15 protein-coding genes are annotated in these 16,739 nt (G+C 66.2%); 5 read left to right on the forward strand and 10 right to left on the reverse strand.

The window, feature by feature from the left end; genetic code table 11:
• Nucleotides 1-9: 9 nt before the first annotated feature.
• Complete coding sequence (locus tag ACH49N_RS04085; RefSeq protein WP_109330087.1) at nt 10-423, reverse strand: BlaI/MecI/CopY family transcriptional regulator; 414 nt, start codon at nt 421-423, stop codon at nt 10-12.
• 195 nt (nt 424-618) lie between these two features.
• Here ACH49N_RS04085 and ACH49N_RS04090 point away from each other — a divergent pair, with 195 nt between their 5' ends.
• On the forward strand, nt 619-3,216 hold the full coding sequence (locus tag ACH49N_RS04090; protein WP_358274065.1) for a DUF2156 domain-containing protein: 2,598 nt from the start codon (nt 619-621) through the stop codon (nt 3,214-3,216).
• On the opposite strand, the gene ACH49N_RS04095 is transcribed toward ACH49N_RS04090, so the two are convergent.
• The 3 genes from ACH49N_RS04095 to ACH49N_RS04105 are packed head-to-tail and all read right to left on the reverse strand — an operon-like array spanning nt 3,217 to nt 6,619.
• A complete protein-coding gene (locus tag ACH49N_RS04095) occupies nt 3,217-4,050 on the reverse strand; it encodes an ABC transporter ATP-binding protein (protein WP_109330083.1) in 834 nt (277 codons plus the stop codon).
• Nucleotides 4,047-5,153, reverse strand: coding sequence for an iron chelate uptake ABC transporter family permease subunit (locus tag ACH49N_RS04100; protein WP_358274067.1), 1,107 nt, complete (start codon nt 5,151-5,153; stop codon nt 4,047-4,049). Before ACH49N_RS04100 ends, ACH49N_RS04095 begins: the two co-directional genes overlap by 4 nt.
• The gene (locus ACH49N_RS04105) at nt 5,150-6,619 is read right to left on the reverse strand and encodes an iron ABC transporter permease (protein WP_358274069.1); all 1,470 of its coding nucleotides are present in this window, start codon (nt 6,617-6,619) and stop codon (nt 5,150-5,152) included. Before ACH49N_RS04105 ends, ACH49N_RS04100 begins: the two co-directional genes overlap by 4 nt.
• A 204-nt stretch (nt 6,620-6,823) precedes the next feature.
• Here ACH49N_RS04105 and ACH49N_RS04110 point away from each other — a divergent pair, with 204 nt between their 5' ends.
• The 3 genes from ACH49N_RS04110 (at nt 6,824) to ACH49N_RS04120 (ending at nt 9,570) form a co-directional block, all read left to right on the forward strand.
• Nucleotides 6,824-7,537 (forward strand): hypothetical protein, encoded by a 714-nt coding sequence (locus ACH49N_RS04110; protein WP_397504401.1) that lies wholly within the window; start codon nt 6,824-6,826, stop codon nt 7,535-7,537.
• Between the two features lie 265 nt (nt 7,538-7,802).
• Entirely contained in the window at nt 7,803-8,264 is a 462-nt protein-coding gene (locus ACH49N_RS04115; protein WP_159922476.1) for a PaaI family thioesterase, read from the forward strand.
• A gap of 115 nt (nt 8,265-8,379) precedes the next feature.
• Nucleotides 8,380-9,570 carry a sugar ABC transporter substrate-binding protein gene (locus ACH49N_RS04120; RefSeq protein ID WP_358274072.1) on the forward strand — a complete coding sequence of 397 codons (1,191 nt, stop codon included), beginning with the start codon at nt 8,380-8,382 and terminating at the stop codon, nt 9,568-9,570.
• A gap of 6 nt (nt 9,571-9,576) precedes the next feature.
• Here the strand turns inward: ACH49N_RS04120 and ACH49N_RS04125 are convergent, their stop codons facing one another.
• The 6 genes from ACH49N_RS04125 to ACH49N_RS04150 form a co-directional block, all read right to left on the reverse strand.
• The gene (locus ACH49N_RS04125) at nt 9,577-11,787 is read right to left on the reverse strand and encodes a PQQ-binding-like beta-propeller repeat protein (RefSeq protein ID WP_358274074.1); all 2,211 of its coding nucleotides are present in this window, start codon (nt 11,785-11,787) and stop codon (nt 9,577-9,579) included.
• 297 nt (nt 11,788-12,084) lie between these two features.
• Complete coding sequence (locus ACH49N_RS04130) at nt 12,085-13,482, reverse strand: NAD(P)/FAD-dependent oxidoreductase (RefSeq protein ID WP_159922470.1); 1,398 nt, start codon at nt 13,480-13,482, stop codon at nt 12,085-12,087.
• A 174-nt stretch (nt 13,483-13,656) separates the two neighbouring features.
• Nucleotides 13,657-13,827, reverse strand: a complete 171-nt coding sequence (locus tag ACH49N_RS04135) for an adenylate cyclase (RefSeq protein WP_250767983.1) — start codon at nt 13,825-13,827, stop codon at nt 13,657-13,659.
• A 13-nt stretch (nt 13,828-13,840) separates the two neighbouring features.
• Complete coding sequence (locus ACH49N_RS04140; RefSeq protein ID WP_358274076.1) at nt 13,841-14,641, reverse strand: helix-turn-helix transcriptional regulator; 801 nt, start codon at nt 14,639-14,641, stop codon at nt 13,841-13,843.
• Between the two features lie 61 nt (nt 14,642-14,702).
• Nucleotides 14,703-15,527, reverse strand: coding sequence for an MBL fold metallo-hydrolase (locus ACH49N_RS04145; protein ID WP_317764061.1), 825 nt, complete (start codon nt 15,525-15,527; stop codon nt 14,703-14,705).
• Between the two features lie 285 nt (nt 15,528-15,812).
• Complete coding sequence (locus ACH49N_RS04150) at nt 15,813-16,019, reverse strand: hypothetical protein (protein ID WP_159922462.1); 207 nt, start codon at nt 16,017-16,019, stop codon at nt 15,813-15,815.
• Nucleotides 16,020-16,200: 181 nt separating this feature from the next.
• Between ACH49N_RS04150 and ACH49N_RS04155 the strand changes: the two genes are divergently transcribed.
• A complete protein-coding gene (locus tag ACH49N_RS04155) occupies nt 16,201-16,593 on the forward strand; it encodes a hypothetical protein (protein ID WP_358274078.1) in 393 nt (130 codons plus the stop codon).
• The last annotated feature ends 146 nt before the right edge of the window (nt 16,594-16,739 follow it).

Here is a 16,739-nt window from a genome sequence, read left to right on the forward strand (position 1 = left end):
TGACGAACGTCAGACGGCGCGAACGGTTCCCGTCTCGTTGCCGTCGCCGGACCGTTCCTTGGCTTCGAGCGCAGCCAGTGCCTCCCGGAGAGCGTCCGCCTCGTCCGCACCGACCTGGCCGACGAAGTGCACGAGGGCTGCGGCCCGACTGCCGGACTTGTCGGCCTGCTGCAGGGCGTCGACCATGAGGCTGGCGACCAGTTCTTCGCGCTGATGCACGGGCAGGTACCGGTGCGCGCGATCATCGCGCTGCTGGATGACGAGGTGTTTCTTCGCCAGTCGCTGCAGCACGGTCATGACGGTGGTGTAGGCGAGTTCGCGACGCTCTGCCAGAGCTTCGTGCACCTGCCGCACCGTCTGCGGTTCCGAAGTGGACCACAGGTGATCCATCACTGCGCGTTCGAGTTCGCCGAGTCCAGCCATGGTCCGATTCTACGGATACAACGACGCGGATGCGTACTACTAGTAGTAGTAAAACCGCGCGAAGTCGTGTGGTAATGGTCATAGCGCGAACAGGTGGTTTACGGTCGGTGGACGGCCACCGGCCGTCGACTTCGGCGGCTGTGTCGCCGGGCGGGCTTTCGTTCTCGACATCGCGGGAGAGTGGGGACCTGGCGGATGAGTATCGACGGCAATGCAGTCACTGGGGACAGTGCGGCGGCGAAAGTCAGCGGGGCACCGGGTCGGGTAGCGGAATGGGTGCGCTTCGGCGTGGCCGGCGCACCGGTCAGCATCGCCCTCCTGGTTGCGATCTGGCTGGTGGCGTTCGCGACCTCGAGTGTGATCGGCGGACCCTCCCACGCGTTGTCGCAGCACGTGGCCCTCGGCATCCGGGCGTTCGAGCACGGATGGGTCTGGACCCTGCTGTCGGCGGGGCTGTGGGGCGACGACATCCTCGCCTATCTGACCACCACCGTTCTCGTCTTCCTGGCCGCGGCGCCGTTGGAGCGCCGGATGGGTTCGGCGCGGTTCGCCTTGGCGGCAGTGGTGACACAAGTGATCGGTGGGCTGCTCGCGCTGGCGGTCGCCGCCGTCGCGAAGGTTGTGGACGCGGACTGGGGTTTCCGGCTCCATGTAGGTATGGCGGTCGGGCCCAGCACCTGGATCATCGGTGCGGCCATGGTGGCGAGTTCCGACATGGGCACCCTGTGGCGCCGTCGAATCCGGGTCGGCGTGCTCGCCTTCACCATCACGTTGGCCCTGTTCAGCGGATCCCTGCAGGACGTGGTCCGGCTGGCCGCCGCTGTCGTGGGCCTGGTGGCCGGACCCTGGATCGTCGGCCGCTCGGCGCGGGGCGAGCGGATCGCCGGCACCCAGCGAGAGGGCCGGGTGCTCGTTGCCATCGTGGTGGCCGCCAGCGCCGTCGGACCGATGATCGCAGCGCTCTCGGCGGAAGCGGTCGGACCCCTGGCCGTGCTGCGAGATCTGTTCCGGGGAATTCCGTACACCGCCAACGAGGTTCGCGACCTCTGCGAGGTGAACGCCGCCGACCCCGAATGCCGCCGCGGGTTACTGGAACTGCGACTGTCCGGGGTCGGGCCGACACTGCTCAGTCTCATGCCGTCGCTGTTTTTGCTCACCCTCAGCGACGGACTCCGGCGCGGCCGACGCTTCGCCTGGGTCGGGGCGGTGGTCGCGCAGGTGGTCCTGCTGGTGCTGTCCCTGCTCAACTTCGCGGTCCGGTTCATCGGCTCGTTCGAGGAGGAATCGCTGTTCTACGGGCTGGCGGACCCCAACCTGTATCGAACGCTGGTGCCGTTCCTGACCCCGTTGGTGATCCTGATCGTCCTCCTCGCCACCCGGCGATTCTTCGACGTCACCGCCCCCGCCGGAACCTACCGCCGCCTCGCGGTCACGCTGGCGGCGGTGACGGTCGGGCTCGCCGTCCTCTACGTCCTCGGCGGCCTGTGGGCCCGGAACGGTTTCGATCATCGGCCCTCCGCCACCACCCTGCTCGCCAATTTCCCGGAGCGCCTGATTCCACCCGTCTATCTGCAGTGGCTCGACCCCCGCCTGCTACCGGTCAACGTTCCCGCGACCCTGCTGTACGAATGGACCGGGGTGGTGTTCTGGCTGACGGCGTGCGGACTGGTGGCGGCCACCTTCCTGCGCCCGGCGCTCGGTGCGGACTCGGACGCCGCCGCCCGCGCGCGGGCCCTGCTGGAGTCGGGGAGCGGCAGTCCGTTGTCCTGGATGACCACGTGGCGGGGAAACAACTACTGGTTCGCCCCCGACGACACCAGCTACGTCGCGTACCGCGTCATCGCCGGGGTCGCATTGACCACGGGGGATCCGGTCGGCCCCCCGGAACGGCTACGGGACACCGTCACCGGGTTCGCCGAATTCGCCTCCGCCAACGGGTGGATTCCCTGCTTCTACTCGGTGACCTCCGCCGTGCGCGCCGTCACCGACGACCTCGGCTGGAGTGGCATCCAAGTCGCGGAGGAGACGGTGCTCGACCTCGGCACCATCGCCTTCACGGGCAAACGTTTCCAGGACATCCGCACCGCCCTGAACAAGGCGAAAAAGTCGGGCATCACCGCCGAATGGGTCAGCTTCCCCAGCGCCCCGTTGTCGATCACCGATCAAATCACGGCGATCTCCGAAGAATGGGTGGCCGACAAGGGGATGCCCGAAATGGGATTCACCCTCGGCGGCCTCGACGAGGTCGACGACCCCGAGGTGCGCTGCCTGATCGCCGTCGACAGCGACCGCACCGTGCACGGGGTCACCTCGTGGCTGCCGGTGTACCGGGAGGGGAAGGTGGTGGGCTGGACCCTCGACTTCATGCGCCGCCGCTCCGAGGGATTCCGGCCGGCAATGGAGTTCCTCATCGCGTCTGCCGCGCTGAAACTCGAAGTGGAAGGAGCCGAATTCCTCAGCCTGTCCGGCGCGCCACTCGCGAAGGTCGAACAACCCGACCGCGACGCGGACGCCGCGGAACAGGCCGAATCGTCGAGTCTGTCCACCGTCATGGACAGCGTGCTCGATCTCCTCGGGCGCACCCTCGAACCGGTGTACGGGTTCCGATCGCTTCTGGCATTCAAGTCGAAGTTCCAGCCCCGCTACGTGGCGATGCACATGACCTTCGCGGACCCGGCCGCCTTGCCGAGCATCGGAAACGCCGTCGGACGGGCGTACCTGCCCACCGTGTCTCTGGGGCAGGGTGTGCGGTTGGTGCGCACGATGATCGGTGGTCGCCGACCCGGGCGCTGACTACGCGCGCTCCGGGCCGCCCACCGCGCCGTACACGTGGCGGGTGCCGATCGGCACCACCAGCGGACGGTCGGACACGGGGTCGCCGATCACCGCGGCTTCGAGCCCGAACACCTCGAGGAGGAGTTCGGCAGAGATGATGTCCTTCGGTGCGCCGGCGGCGACGACCTTGCCGTCACGCATCACGATCAGCTGGTCGCTGTATCGGATCGCCAGGTTGAGGTCGTGCAGCACCATCACGACGGTGCGGCCCATCTCCTCGTGCATCCGGTCCACCAAGTCGAGCACCTCGATCGAATGCGCCAGATCCAGGTAGGTGGTGGGCTCGTCGAGCAGCAGAATGTCGGTGCCCTGCGCCAACGCCATGGAAATCCAGGCGCGCTGGCGTTGCCCACCGGACAACTGGTCGACGGGGCGGTCCGCCAGTTCGGAGACTCCGGTCAACGCAAGCGCCTCCGCGACCTCGCCTTCGTCGTCGGACGACCACTGCCGAATCCACGACTGATGCGGATGCCGTCCGCGGGCCACGAGGTCGGCGACGGTGAGCCCCTCCGGCGCAATCGGCGCCTGGGGGAGCATCCCGAGGATGCGGGCGACATCCTTGGTGCGGAGCGAACCGATCGCCTTGCCGTCGAGGACCACCGAACCGGACCGAGGTTTCAGGAGCCGGCCGAGCGCCCGCAACAAGGTGGACTTTCCGCACCCGTTGGGGCCGATCACGGTGGTGATCACCCCGGTCTTCACCTCGAGATTCAGGTTCTCGACGATGATGCGGTCGCCGTATCCCAGGCTCAGGTCCTCGGCACTCAGCCGAGAGTCGGTCTGCACGGTCATGCCGAAACCTTCCGATTGTTGCGAACCAACAGGTAGAGCAGGAACGGCCCACCGAGGGCCGAGGTGACGATACCGACCGGCAACTCGACCGGCAGGATCGTCCGCGCGATCACATCGCTACCGACCACGAGCACCGCACCCGTCAACGCGGACGCGATGAGGGGTGGCCCGGCCGACCGCACCAACCGCAGCGCCACCTGCGGGGCGGCGAGTGCGACGAACCCGACCGGGCCGGCCGCCGCTGTCGCGATTCCGGCGAGGGCCACCGCCATGAGCAGTAACCGGGCCTGCGACCACTGCAGTCGCACGCCCAGGGACACGGCATTGTCGTCGCCGAGGCGCAGCGCACCCATCGTGAACGAGGATCCGATCGCATAACCGCCGACGAGGACGACCGCGACCATCACCGGCCACACCTGACTCCACGACGCACCGTTCAGTGACCCGTTGAGCCACACCTGGGCGCGGGAGGCGTCGTTGATGTCCGCGGAGATGAGAAGCCATCCGGTGACGGCGATGAGCATGGCGTTGATGCCGATGCCGATGAGGATCAGCCGGTAGCCCTCTACTCCGCCGCGCCACGCCAGGAGATAGATGGTCAGTGCGGTCAGAAGTGCACCGCACAACGCGGCCAGCGGGATTCCGAGGGTGGCGAGGAGCCCGACGAAGCTGCCGCCTCCGCCGAGGACGATGAGGGCGACGGCGGCCGCACTCGCACCCGAGGTGATCCCGAGAATGTCGGGGCTGGCCAGGGCGTTGCGGGCGATCGACTGGGTCAGCGCGCCGGCGAGTCCGAGGGCCATGCCGATGAACACCCCGGTCAGCGACCGCGGCAGTCGGAGATCCATGACGATGAAGCTCTGCGCCTTGGTGCCGCCGCCGAAGAGGACCGTGGTGACCTCGGGAATGGACAGCGGGTAGTCGCCGCGGCCGATGTTCAGGCACAGCACAAGGAACAGCGCCGCGAGGAGCGCAACGTTCACCGCAATGCCGAGGGGACGTAGGACGAGGGAAAACGGTCCGAGCCGGAAAGGCGGTCGTGCCGGGACGCGGGACTTCTCCGGCGTGACCGGATCGGGGCGGGTCTGGTCGTCGACGGTCACAGGCTTGCCAGCTTTCTGCGCCGCACCAACGCAATGAAGAATGGGGCTCCGAAGACGGCCAGGACGATCCCGACCTGGAGTTCACCGGGGCGCACGACAACACGTCCGATGACGTCCGCGGTCACCAGCATCACGCCGCCGAGGAGTCCCGCGTAGGGCACCAGCCAGCGGTAGTCGGGGCCGGTGATCGCGCGCGCCACGTGCGGAACGACGAGCCCGATGAAAGCGATCGGACCGCAGGCTGCGGTCGCCGCCCCGGTCAGCAGGGTGATCGCCACGATGCCGAGGGCGCGGCTCGCGCCGATGTTGGTGCCGAGGGAGCGGGCCACGTCTTCGCCGAGGCTCAGCACGTTGAGGCCCGGGGTGCTGGCGAGGGCCAGCAGCAGGCCGATCACGAGGAACGGCAGCACTTGCCAGAGCACATCGAATCCGCGTCCGGCCACGGAACCGACCACCCAGAACCGGTAGGAGTCGAGGCTGGCCTGGTCGACGATGATGATTGCGTTGGTCATCGCCTGCAGGAAGAAGGCGACCGCGGCCCCGGCCAGGGCGAGGCTCAACGGGCTGGCGGCTCCGTTACCGATCGATGACAGGCCGAACACCACCACGCTCGCGAGGAACGATCCGGCGAAGGCGAACCAGAGGTACTCACTCGGGGCGCTGAATCCGAACAGGTACATCGAGAGGACGACCAGGAACGCGGCGCCCGCGTTGAGGCCGAGAAGGCCCGCGTCCGCGAGGGGATTACGGGTGTGACCCTGGATCAGCGCACCCGCAACCCCCAGTGCCATTCCGACGACGAGGCCGAGGATCGTGCGGGGGCCACGCAACGTACGGACGATGATGTCCGCCTGCGACCCGTCCGCGTCGAACAGCGCGGAAAAGATCTCCGTGAACGAGAGGGGGCGCGCCCCGACCGCGATGCTGGCGAGCAACACGAGCCCGAGCAAGACCACGAGGACGCCCAGTCCGATCAGCCGGCGGCGGCGGATCGCGGCGACGGACCCGTCCTTCTCGCGGGCCACGAATCCCTCGTCGTCCGCTGTACGGTCGCGGACCACCTCGGTACCGGACCGCTGAACCAGGCGCCGCAACGAGCGCTTCGGGCCGATCGCGCCGAGGCTCGTCGCATCCCGGGTCACGAGACCGACCCACCCCTTGCCCGAGCTCTGCCCGGTGTTGCCCTCCCGAAACCCTTTGTTCCAGACCGACAGTCCGACGGCGATTGCGACGGTTGCACCACCGAAGACGACCCGGTCTGCCTGACCGCCGCCGTTGCTGTCACTGAGCGCATCGACGAGGTACCAGCCGAGAACCAGGGGAATGGCTACCACGACCGCATCCAGGAATCCTGCGAGTGCCCGCAGAGGCAGGGGAGCCGGACCGCGCGGAATGTCGCGCTTCCCGTACTCCTCGTCGGTCGGCAGGTGCGGGAGGTCGCTGCCGAACTGTCGCGTGGTCGTCACTGCGGGAAAAGCTCCTGACGTGTGTGCACCGGAACCGAATCTGCACCGATTCAACTACTTAGGTTACGGAACCCTATCTCTGATGTCCCTCCGGGCGGTATGTCCACTCCCGGCGCGCTGCAGTGGGTGCTCTACATCACAGGAAAGCAACTCTTGTAATTTGGTTAGGCTCACCTATGTTGAGAAGGGTTCCACCCCGACCGATTGGAGTGCACGGTGACTTCTACCCTGTCTGCCCCCGCGACCGCTCTGGACGCGTCCTGCGCGCGCCTTCGCTCACTGAATCCCGACTATCCGCGGATGTATGCCGTCGCATCGATGGCCGACGAGGGAAAACGGCGGTGGTGGTCGCTCGCAGACGATCTGGACGGTGACCGCGTTCCGCGCATGTGGGCCCGCTCCCTCGAAGACGTTCCATACCCCGACGTCGCCGCGATGCAGGTCGCCACCTCGCTCATCCACGCCGTGGTCGGGCGAGTCACCGCGCTCGTCGTCCTCGAAGGGCGCGCCTGGGACCCGGGCCTCGAAAATTTGTGGATTCACATGGACAGCGACGGCGGCATCGATTGGGCGGGGCTCGCCGACGACACGATGCGGGTTCTGCCCGACGATCCGTGGGCCGGCACCCGAGGCACGGTGACAGTGCCGTGTGAACGAGCACTCCTGGTCTGGACCGTTCACCGGTGCCTCACATCGCTACACGCGATTTTCGACGCGATCGCGCGGTGCACGCCGATCGACGCCTCCCGCTTCTGGGGTCTGGTCGGGGAAGCAGTACTCGGCACCTCGACATACGTGCCGATCCTCGCAGGTGAGGGGGAGTCGGCCGCTCAGCGCCGCGGTCAGGGCATATTGGACGCCTTCGTGGCCGCCGGTGCGCCGGTCCGGTGGAAGACCCGGCTGACACGGATCCACTGAAGCGGTTGCGAAATTAGGGCAGCCTTGCCTATAGTCAAGGGGCCACGTCGGCAAGCACGAACATCTCGAACCGAACTGCCGGACCGTACCGGAGTCCTGAGGGCTGCAGCGACTCCCGGTCCACTCATGGCGGGCCTCACACCGAAGGGTGTGGGGCCCGCCGATCTGTTTTCGGACCACCTGCTTCCCGCTCCCGCACCGACGTCGTGTAGGCAGGAGAAACGAATGCGCTGCGACAGCGCCCAGTGATCCAATGGAGTGTGTGATGGTGGGTTCCCCCGAACGGCAGGCCACGAACGGCGACGGTCAGATCGGCACCGACGCGATGCTTCAGCGATTGGGCAAGGGATTCGATGGCGTGATCGGTCTCGAGTACACCGAACTCGGTCCGGATCGCGTGTGCGCCCAGTGGACGGTCACCCCGGACCTGCAACAGCCCGCCGGAATTCAGCACGGCGGCGTGTACTGCGCGGTCGTCGAATCGGTGGCAAGCACGGCCGGAATGATGTGGTTGGGCGGTCGGGGACACGTGGTGGGGGTCAACAACAACACCGACTTTCTCCGCGCCACACGCGACGGCACGCTGACCGCCGAGGCCAGCCCGATCCACCGCGGCCGCACCCAGCAATTGTGGGAGGTCCGGATCACCGACGAGAGCGATCGGCTGGTCTCGAAGGGTCAGGTCCGATTGGCGAACATCACGGACACAGCCTCGCTGGGCAAGTGACCGAGCTCGACTAGTCGGCTCGGTGCGGGTGGGGTCCGCCGACAACTCGCGCATCCGCCAACCGGGCAACGCCATCTCGATCGCCACGAACTGATTCGCTTGCTATCGTCGAGCCATGCCGTTCGCGAAGCGGCACCTGCCCGGACTGAGCCGCCGTGACCTGCTCAGACTAGGGGCGCTGGCGGGGTCTGGCATGGCCGGCGCCGCGCTCTCGGCGGCGTGTGCGTCGAAGAACGGCAATTCGGAGACCGGCCGCCCAACATCGCCTGCGCCGCCTGAGGAACTCGGCCAATTCGATCCCTCGTTGCCAAGCGGACCGCCCACTGGACTACCCCGGCGCGCCGCTTGGGCCAGCACCGCGGCCGCAGAATTCTTCCTCGCCCTCGGCGCCGGGGTGGAAGCCGCGTCGAGGGAACGGGGATTGCAATACCTCACCGCCTTCTCTGGCGACGACCCGACGAAAAATCTCCGCCAGCTCGAAACGTTCCTTGCCCGTGGCGTCGGCGCACTGGCATTCCAACCGCTCAACGCGGTGATTCAACGGCCCATCCTCGATGCCGCCTTGCGACAAGGCGTCTGCGTGCAAGGCATCATCACTCAGCCGAGCACGCTCCAGGTCGCCGCCAACCAGTACGACATCGGTTTCACGCAGGGCAAGGCAGCAGCGGATTTCGCGACCGCGCGCCTCCAAGGGAACGCGAAAGTGCACTACTTCAACCTGGACTCCGCCTCACCGCAGCTGCAGCTGAGGCACGCCGGCGTACTGGACGGCCTGCGGAGCGCAGGCAGTGGCTTGAGCGTGGTCAGCGATGTGGATGCGCCCGACATCTCGACCGCCAATGGTGCCGCGATCATGAGCACCGTCATCGCGGAACAGCCCGACATCAGGATCATCCTGGGCGGTGACACCCTGGTGGTGGGCGCCTACAGGGCATTGGACCAGTCCCGCAAGCTCGCCGACGACATGTACTTCTCCGGTGTCGACGGCGACAAGGAGGCGCTGGCACTCGTCAAGAACGGCGGACCCTACCGCGCCAGCATTGCGTTCCCGTGGCACCTGATGGGATACGGTCTGGGACAATTCGCCGCCGACTGGATCGAGGGCAAGCAGATCCCGCGGGTTATCGTGGCAAAACCGATCGTGCTCGATTCGCCAGGCAGCGTAGACACTTACATAGCGGACAACGCGAATCCCGCAGCAGTCTTCGCCGATCGCACGCGGTACGAACGTTACCTGCCGCTGCTCGGCAACGTCAGTTACGCCACCCGCGAGATCGTTTGGCATGAGGAGTACGTACCGAGGTAACCGCGGTCATCTCTCGACGGCGTATACTTTCCCGTTGTCATTGCCGAGGTAGACCAGCTTGTCGGAGACGGTCGGCGAGGACCAGACCTGCCCGCCCATAGGAGTTTTCCACCGTACCGCGCCGTCCTGCGCGCCAAGGGCATAGAGGTAGCCGTCCCAGCTGGCGACGTACACCACGCCGTCTGCCACGGCCGGTGACGAATGAACCTGACCGCCGGTAAGGGTCTTCCAGCGGACTTCGCCGGAGCCGGCGTCGAGCGCATACACGTTCTTGTCGTAGCTGCCGACGTAAACCAGGCCCCCCGCTGCCGCCGGCGACGAATAAACCTCGCCGCCGGTAAGGGTCCTCCAGCGGACTTCGCCGGAGCCGGCGTCGAGCGCATACACCGCGAAGTCCTCGTTGCCGAGGTAGACGCGTCCGTCCCCAACGGCCGGCGACGACCAGACCTGGCCCCCCACTTGGCTTGCCCAGTGTGCCGTGCCGGTGTGGGCATCCAGCGCGTACACGTACCCCTCGGTTCCGAGGTACACCACATTATCTGCGACCGCTGGGGCCGCGGCGGCGGCACCGTTGGTGCGGGTCTTCCAGCGCATCGCACCGGTGGCCGAGTCGAGCCCGTAGACGTACCAGTCGGTAGCACCGAAGTACACCGTCCCGTCGGACACCACCGGTGAAACCGGGAACGTGTCGCCCGGGTTTCCGGGTGCGGTCTTCCACCGCTCTTCTCCCGTCTTCGCCTCGAATGCGTAGACGTTCCCGTCCCAGCTCGCGACATAGACCAGTCCGTCGGCGAAGGCCGGCGACGGCCTGACCCGGTCCCCGGTGGCAGCTGTCCAGCGCTCCACCCCGGTCGCTGCGTCCAACGCGTACACGTTGTTGTCGTAGCCGCCTATGTAGACGAGGCCGGCACCCAGGGTCGGCGCCGAGAAGATGATCACGGTGCCAGCCGAAGCAGTCCACAGCACCGCTCCGGGTCGACCGGAAAGCGTGGGAGAAGAGGACTTCCCGTCCGAGGAGGACGTGAACAACCAGATCGCGGCCCCACCGGCCACGAGCACTGCCCCTGCACCCAAACCGGCCAGGACTTCCCGGCGGCTCGGCCCGGTTCTGCCGACCAACGGTTGATCCGTCGGCGGAGATGCCGGTGTGAGCGGTGGCGGCCCCAGGCTGTCGAAGGACGGATGGCGCACTTCTGGCGACGATCCAGTCTGCAAACCTAGGGGTCCCGAAGCCGGCGCTTTGGAGTGGAATTCGCTGGGCAGGTTCGCAACCTGCGTTTCGGTGTCGTCCGGTCCCGACAACATCGTCACGGATGCGGATGCGGTGGCCGAGGTGCGGTCGGACGCGAACTGGCCCGGTTCGGTCGAGAGGCTGGGTTTCAGGGCGAGCAGCTCCACACACATTTCGGCGGCGCTGGAATAGCGATGGTCTGGCTCGAGGGCAAGGGCCCGCTTCAGTACGTCGTCGAAGACGGTGCCGAGCATCGGTCTCACCTCAGAAGCCGGAACGTAACGACGCTCCAGCTGCGAGGCGAGGATCTGCCACGGGTTATCACCAGGGAAGGGCAGCCGGTCGGTGAGGAGGTGATACAACATACATCCGACGGAGTACACGTCGGAGCGCGCATCGACGAGTCGGCTGTCGCGAGCCTGTTCAGGTGCCAGATAGGCGACGGTGCCGATAATGTTGCCGGTTCCCGTCAGCAGGTTACTGCAACCCCTCAGGTGCGCAATCCCGAAGTCCATCACCTTCACCGCTCCGGAATCAGTGAGCATAACGTTCGCCGGCTTCACATCTCGGTGAACAACTCCGCGTTCGTGAGCGTGCTGCAGCGCACTCAGCACGTCACCCATGACGTGGACGAGGAGAGGCAGCGCAAGCGGGCCATCCGTGCGATGACGCTGCTGCAAGGTCGTCCCCGAAACGAGTTGCATGACGAGGAAATGCGCTCGCTCGCCGCCGAGCATATCCTCACCCAAGTCGTACACATGGACGATCGCTGGGTGGTCGAAGCTGGCAACAATTCGCGCTTCCCGACGAAATCGCTCCAGGCAATTCCCCGTGGGATCCTCTTCGAGAAGTTCGGTTCGTAGCACCTTGACCGCCACCGGACGGTCCAGAACAGAGTCCCACGCGCGGTACACGCGACCCATTCCACCGATGCCGAGCACCGCGTCCAAGCGGTACCGATGTGCCAGTACTCTCGCGTCATTCATGCGCGCCTACTAGTCCGCCAGCCCGATACTGGCGCTCTCCGGGTGCTGTGGGATGCCGAAGAAATGACCTTCCAACCCGCGAGTCTAATCCGGTACAGCGGAGTGGGTCGACACTTCCGCGCGGGATCACCGGATACCCGGCGCCCGAGGCGATTCCTGCCGAGGTCAGGACATCCGAAGCTGGCGGCTCGGCCAGACCATCACCGTGGATGAACCAGCGGACCATTCAGTGACACGAACGGGCGGAGGGTACCCAGTAGCTCGGTGCCCTCCGCCTGTGTTCGCTGTGGTCGGGAACTAGCCCGCGGCCTTGCGCTGCCCTGTAGCGGTCGACGGTTCGATCGAAGCCTGCTTCTCGCGCTCGTGGCGTTCCAGCTGTTCCATGGCATTGCGGGCGAACACCCACTGTTCGGTGGACGCCATCTGTGCGCGTCCACGACCGAGGAACGTCACCGTCCACGACAGCAGGGTGGACAACCGGCTGCGGAAGCCGACCAGATACATCAGGTGGATCGCCAGCCAAGCCACCCAGCCGATGAAGCCACTGATTTCGAGCTTGCCCACCTTCGCGACGGCGCTGAACCGGGAGATCGTGGCCATGCTGCCCTTGTCGAAATACTTGAACGGCGGGCGATCCTCGGGCTTGTGACCGTGCAAGCCGGCGATGATCTGCTTGGCCGCGTACTTACCGCCCTGCATGGCGACCTGTGCCAGCCCCGGCAGCTTGTCCAGCGACATCATGTCGCCGATGACGAAGACCTCGGGGTGACCCGGCACCGACAGGTCGGGGTTCACGAGCAACCGGCCCGCCCGGTCGACCTCGGCCTCGGACTGGTCGGCGATCTGCTTACCCAGCGGGCTTGCCTGCACACCGGCAGACCACACCTTGCACTGCGACTCGATGCGCCGCTGGGTTCCGTCCTTGTCCTTCACCACGAGTCCGTCGACGTCGACGTCCGTGACCATTGCGCCCAGCTGAATCTCGATGCCGAGCCTCTCGAGCTGCTCGGCTGCCTTGCGGCTCAACTTGCCGCCATACACCGGCAGCACGTCCCCGGCGCCGTCGAGGAGAATCACTCGGGCCTCGCGCGGGTCGATGTTCCGGAAAGCGCCGGACAGAGTGCGGCGTGACAATTCGGCGATCTGCCCCGCCAACTCGACACCCGTCGGGCCCGCACCCACCACCACGAACGTCAGCAGCCGGGCGCGTTCTTCCGGGTCGTGGGACAGCTCCGCCTGTTCGAAGGCGCCCAGGATGCGACCGCGCAACTCGAGCGCGTCATCGATCGTTTTCATTCCGGGCGCGAACTCGGAGAAATGGTCGTTACCGAAGTAGGACTGGCCTGCCCCCGCCGCCACGATCAGGCTGTCGTACGGAGTGATGGTGGTCCGGTCCAGGAAGCGGGACGTGATGGTCTTCGTTTCCAAGTCGATCGACTCGACATCGCCGAGCAACACCCGAGCGTTCTTCTGCTTACGCAGCACGAGCCGGGTGGCGGGCGCGATGTCGCCGACGGAGAGAATGCCGGTGGCCACCTGGTACAGCAAGGGCTGGAACAGGTGGTGAGTGGTGCGCGCAATCATGGTGATGTCGACGTCGGCCTTCTTGAGGGCCTGCGTGCCGAACAGACCACCGAAGCCGGATCCAATGACCACGACGCGATGGCGGCGTGACTCAACCGACTGGATACTCATTCCGTGCTCCTCGAATCTAGGCGACGTGTGTAACGGTAGTCGTCTTGCCCACGGGCGTCTCAGTAAGGCTTGCTTCGGACGGAATCGATCCAGAGAACCGGCCGGTGCCCGCGAACAGGGACAGGCGGGTGGTTCCCTCGCCGAGGGAACCACCCGCCTGTGCCGTTGACGCAACTACCGCGCTCGCTCGATCCGCCGCGTCGACCGCGTTTTCTCGTCGGTCGGCACGATGTAATCCGACTTGATCGAGTAGACGAACAGTGCGATGACGCCCACGACCACCACGAGAATGGTCAGCACGACCACCACGTAACCGAATCCCACACCTATTGCTGCCCAGTCCATTGGACGTACCTCCTCAGTCGCTGCTCACGCTACTGCGCAGGGTAGCCGCTGTCGTGGCGTCAGCGGGAAAGAACGATTCGATGGCGAGTTCCGCCACGGTCACGTCGAGTGGGGTGCCGAACATCGTCGTTGTGCTGAGGAAGGTCAGCTCGGCGCCGCGGTGGCGTATACGGAGCGGTACGACGAGGGAACCGGCTGGGTCATTGGCGTCCGATATACCGCCGGGGTAGCCCCTCAACTCGTCGAGCAGGTCCCGGAGCCGGTCGTCACCGGTCACCGCGATCTGGTGTGCGAGCCGATGCAGAAGATGCCCGCGCCACTGGGCCAGATCCACGATGCGCGGCGCCATCCCGCCCGGATGGAGACTGAGACGCAGCACGTTGACCGGCGGTTCCAGCAACGACGGCGCACAGCCGTCCGTCAAGATCGCCGCCGCGTCATTGGCGTCGACCATGTTCCAGTGCCGGTCCACGACCACCGCCGGATACGGCGAATGCGCGGTGAGAATCTTCTCGATCGCGTCCGCAATCGACGCCATCGACATATCCGACAGGCGGTGCTCGGGGAACTCCGGGGCGAATCCGCCCGCGAGCAGCAGTTCGTTCCGCTCGCGCAGGGGAATGTCCAGATGCTCACTCAGCCGCAGCAGCATCGCCCGCGTCGGATTGGATCGCCCGGTCTCCATGAAGCTGACGTGCCGCGCCGAGACCTCTGCCCGATTCGCCAGCTCCAGCTGACTCAACCGGCGGCGTTCCCGCCAGGTTCGCAAGTGGATGCCGACGTGCGAAGTATGCCGATCGTCCAGGGTCGTCATGCAGGCCAGCCTAGGGTGGCGAGGTGGTCGCGGCCATTACCTCCGACGTCATGAGGGGCGGTCACGTCAGGTCGTCGAACTCGCCATTCACCCAGGCACAGTGGCGGGACGCCGAGTACTCGAGCGCCGCCCGACCATCGGTGTCGATGGAATTGTCGAAATTGCCGATGATGCGGTCGAATTCGAGCTGGGACAGCTGGTCGGCGATCCTCCTGACCACGGCGGCCGAGAGCGGCAGTCGGTTGGGATACGAGCGTAGAAACGACACCGTGCGGCGATCCGGATTGGGGAAGACGCCGTCCCCCGTGAGAAGAACACCCTTCCCGTCCGCGCCGTCGCACCAATGCGCCACGGCACTACCCGGGAAGTGCCCACCGATCTGATGCAACGTCAGACCCGGCACGAGATCGAGGGTGCCGGACCAGAACTCGATCGGGCCGTCGGTGCGCGCCAACCATGCACGATCTGCGTCGGCCACGAGGATCGGAACATTCCCGAGTGCCTCCGACCACTGAGTTTGGACGCCGAACATGTGCGGATGACTGGCCGCGACCGCAAGTACGGGCCCGTGGGCGGCCACAGCCTCGACCGCGGACGGGTCGATATGGCCGATCGGATCCCACAGCAGCGATCCGGCCGGGGTGCTCAGCACCAGAGACTGCTGGCCGATCGCGACCTTCGGTTCCACCGACAGTCCGCGCAGCCCGGGTTCGAGTTCGCGCTCGACAATGCGGTGACCGGAACGCGTGAGGTCCTCGGCGGTCGTCCACTCCTGACCACCAAGCGGGATGTACTGGCGTTCGTCCGCACAGATTGCGCATTCGTCGGGAAGGGGCGTGGTGGGGTCCTGTTCGACGCCGCACGTGGCGCAGAGATGAAATAACACCCCTCGATCATGCATCCTCATAGCTCACCGAGTTGCTGTAATCCTGCGGTGACCGCCGTCGCGCAGGACTGCGCCGACTCGGTGAGCAGCAGCGCTCCGCTCGGCGAGGTTGACCGAGCGGTGGCCGGCCTCACACCTTCGCGTGTGCAGGAGTGCGGGAATACGTGGGGGACCGGCGGGGTTGAAGACGGGCGACGGTGTTCGACCCAATGCCCCGGGTACCACATCAATATTGTCGCTGCGAGCGACCACTTGCCGAGAGGCGCACTGGCGGGCACCGTCACCCTACTTCGAAGTAACCCAGATGCAGACGCCATCCGGGAAACACACCCACTGGCCGGGGATTTCGACGTTCTGGCTGGGGGAGACGGTGCTGGGCCCGGATCCGGGCGAGGCAGGCTTGGCGGAGGCGAATCCGGCGGCGCCGGTCAGTGAGATCGCGAGCGCGGCGAGGGCGGCAACGGTGGCGCGGGCTGTCGTCGTTCGGATCATGCTGCTCCTTGATTGTTGGCGGCCTGTGTGCCGCTACTAGAAGCTTGCGCCATCCCCGACACAGGAAATAGGCACCGCAGGGTGCTGGTCGGCCACCCTCCGGTATCGCATGCGCCGTCTCTCGCCACGAGCCGCCTGGTCGATTGCACCGCCGACGACGCCGTCAGCTTAAGCTGACGGCGTGGAAAGCGGCGAACAGCAGGGCATCAGGGGAGTCGAGGGGCTCTCTGCGCTGTGGGTTCACTACGACAGTGTGCAGAACATGAGCGAAGCAGCCGTGGCGGCGGCCGAACGGGGCGACGAGGAAACTGCTGCGCGGCGGAGGGAACTCGCGCAACGGGCTCAGCTGCGATCGCCGGCGCCCAGTCATCTCGACGCCCTCGCGATCAGCATCCACCTCGAAAATGAACTGCACAACGCGCGATTCGACGTCGTCAGGCGCGCATTGGCCGACGGAGCCAGTTGGTCCGAAATCGGACGTGTTCTCGGGATGAGTAAACAATCCGCCCACGCCTGGTACCGCAGGCGTCACCGGAAACCGGCTGTTCCGAACCCCACTGCGACATCGCGATAGAACGAGGTCGACCAGTTCAGAACCAAGGCCATCGCGCCACCGTCAGCATGTGTTGACGGCTATCGGTCGCAGCGACTCAGGCTTGCGGCATTCCATTGTGGGAGTTCTGCATCCGCAGGCAGCGCCCCAGGAGTTAGGCTCTATCG

Source organism: Rhodococcus sp. NPDC019647, from assembly GCF_044389235.1.
In the GTDB taxonomy this organism is placed as follows: domain Bacteria; phylum Actinomycetota; class Actinomycetes; order Mycobacteriales; family Mycobacteriaceae; genus Rhodococcus_F; species Rhodococcus_F oxybenzonivorans.

What these genes read in the sequence shown, in the direction of transcription:
- ACH49N_RS04085 (WP_109330087.1), bottom strand. Translation starts at nt 423, where the DNA reads ATGGCTGGACTCGGCGAACTCGAACGCGCAGTGATGGATCACCTGTGG.
- ACH49N_RS04125 (WP_358274074.1), bottom strand. Translation starts at nt 11,787, where the DNA reads ATGAATGACGCGAGAGTACTGGCACATCGGTACCGCTTGGACGCGGTG.
- ACH49N_RS04115 (WP_159922476.1), top strand. Translation starts at nt 7,803, where the DNA reads ATGGTGGGTTCCCCCGAACGGCAGGCCACGAACGGCGACGGTCAGATC.
- ACH49N_RS04120 (WP_358274072.1), top strand. Translation starts at nt 8,380, where the DNA reads ATGCCGTTCGCGAAGCGGCACCTGCCCGGACTGAGCCGCCGTGACCTG.
- ACH49N_RS04140 (WP_358274076.1), bottom strand. Translation starts at nt 14,641, where the DNA reads ATGACGACCCTGGACGATCGGCATACTTCGCACGTCGGCATCCACTTG.
- ACH49N_RS04090 (WP_358274065.1), top strand. Translation starts at nt 619, where the DNA reads ATGAGTATCGACGGCAATGCAGTCACTGGGGACAGTGCGGCGGCGAAA.
- ACH49N_RS04095 (WP_109330083.1), bottom strand. Translation starts at nt 4,050, where the DNA reads ATGACCGTGCAGACCGACTCTCGGCTGAGTGCCGAGGACCTGAGCCTG.
- ACH49N_RS04130 (WP_159922470.1), bottom strand. Translation starts at nt 13,482, where the DNA reads ATGAGTATCCAGTCGGTTGAGTCACGCCGCCATCGCGTCGTGGTCATT.
- ACH49N_RS04150 (WP_159922462.1), bottom strand. Translation starts at nt 16,019, where the DNA reads ATGATCCGAACGACGACAGCCCGCGCCACCGTTGCCGCCCTCGCCGCG.
- ACH49N_RS04135 (WP_250767983.1), bottom strand. Translation starts at nt 13,827, where the DNA reads ATGGACTGGGCAGCAATAGGTGTGGGATTCGGTTACGTGGTGGTCGTG.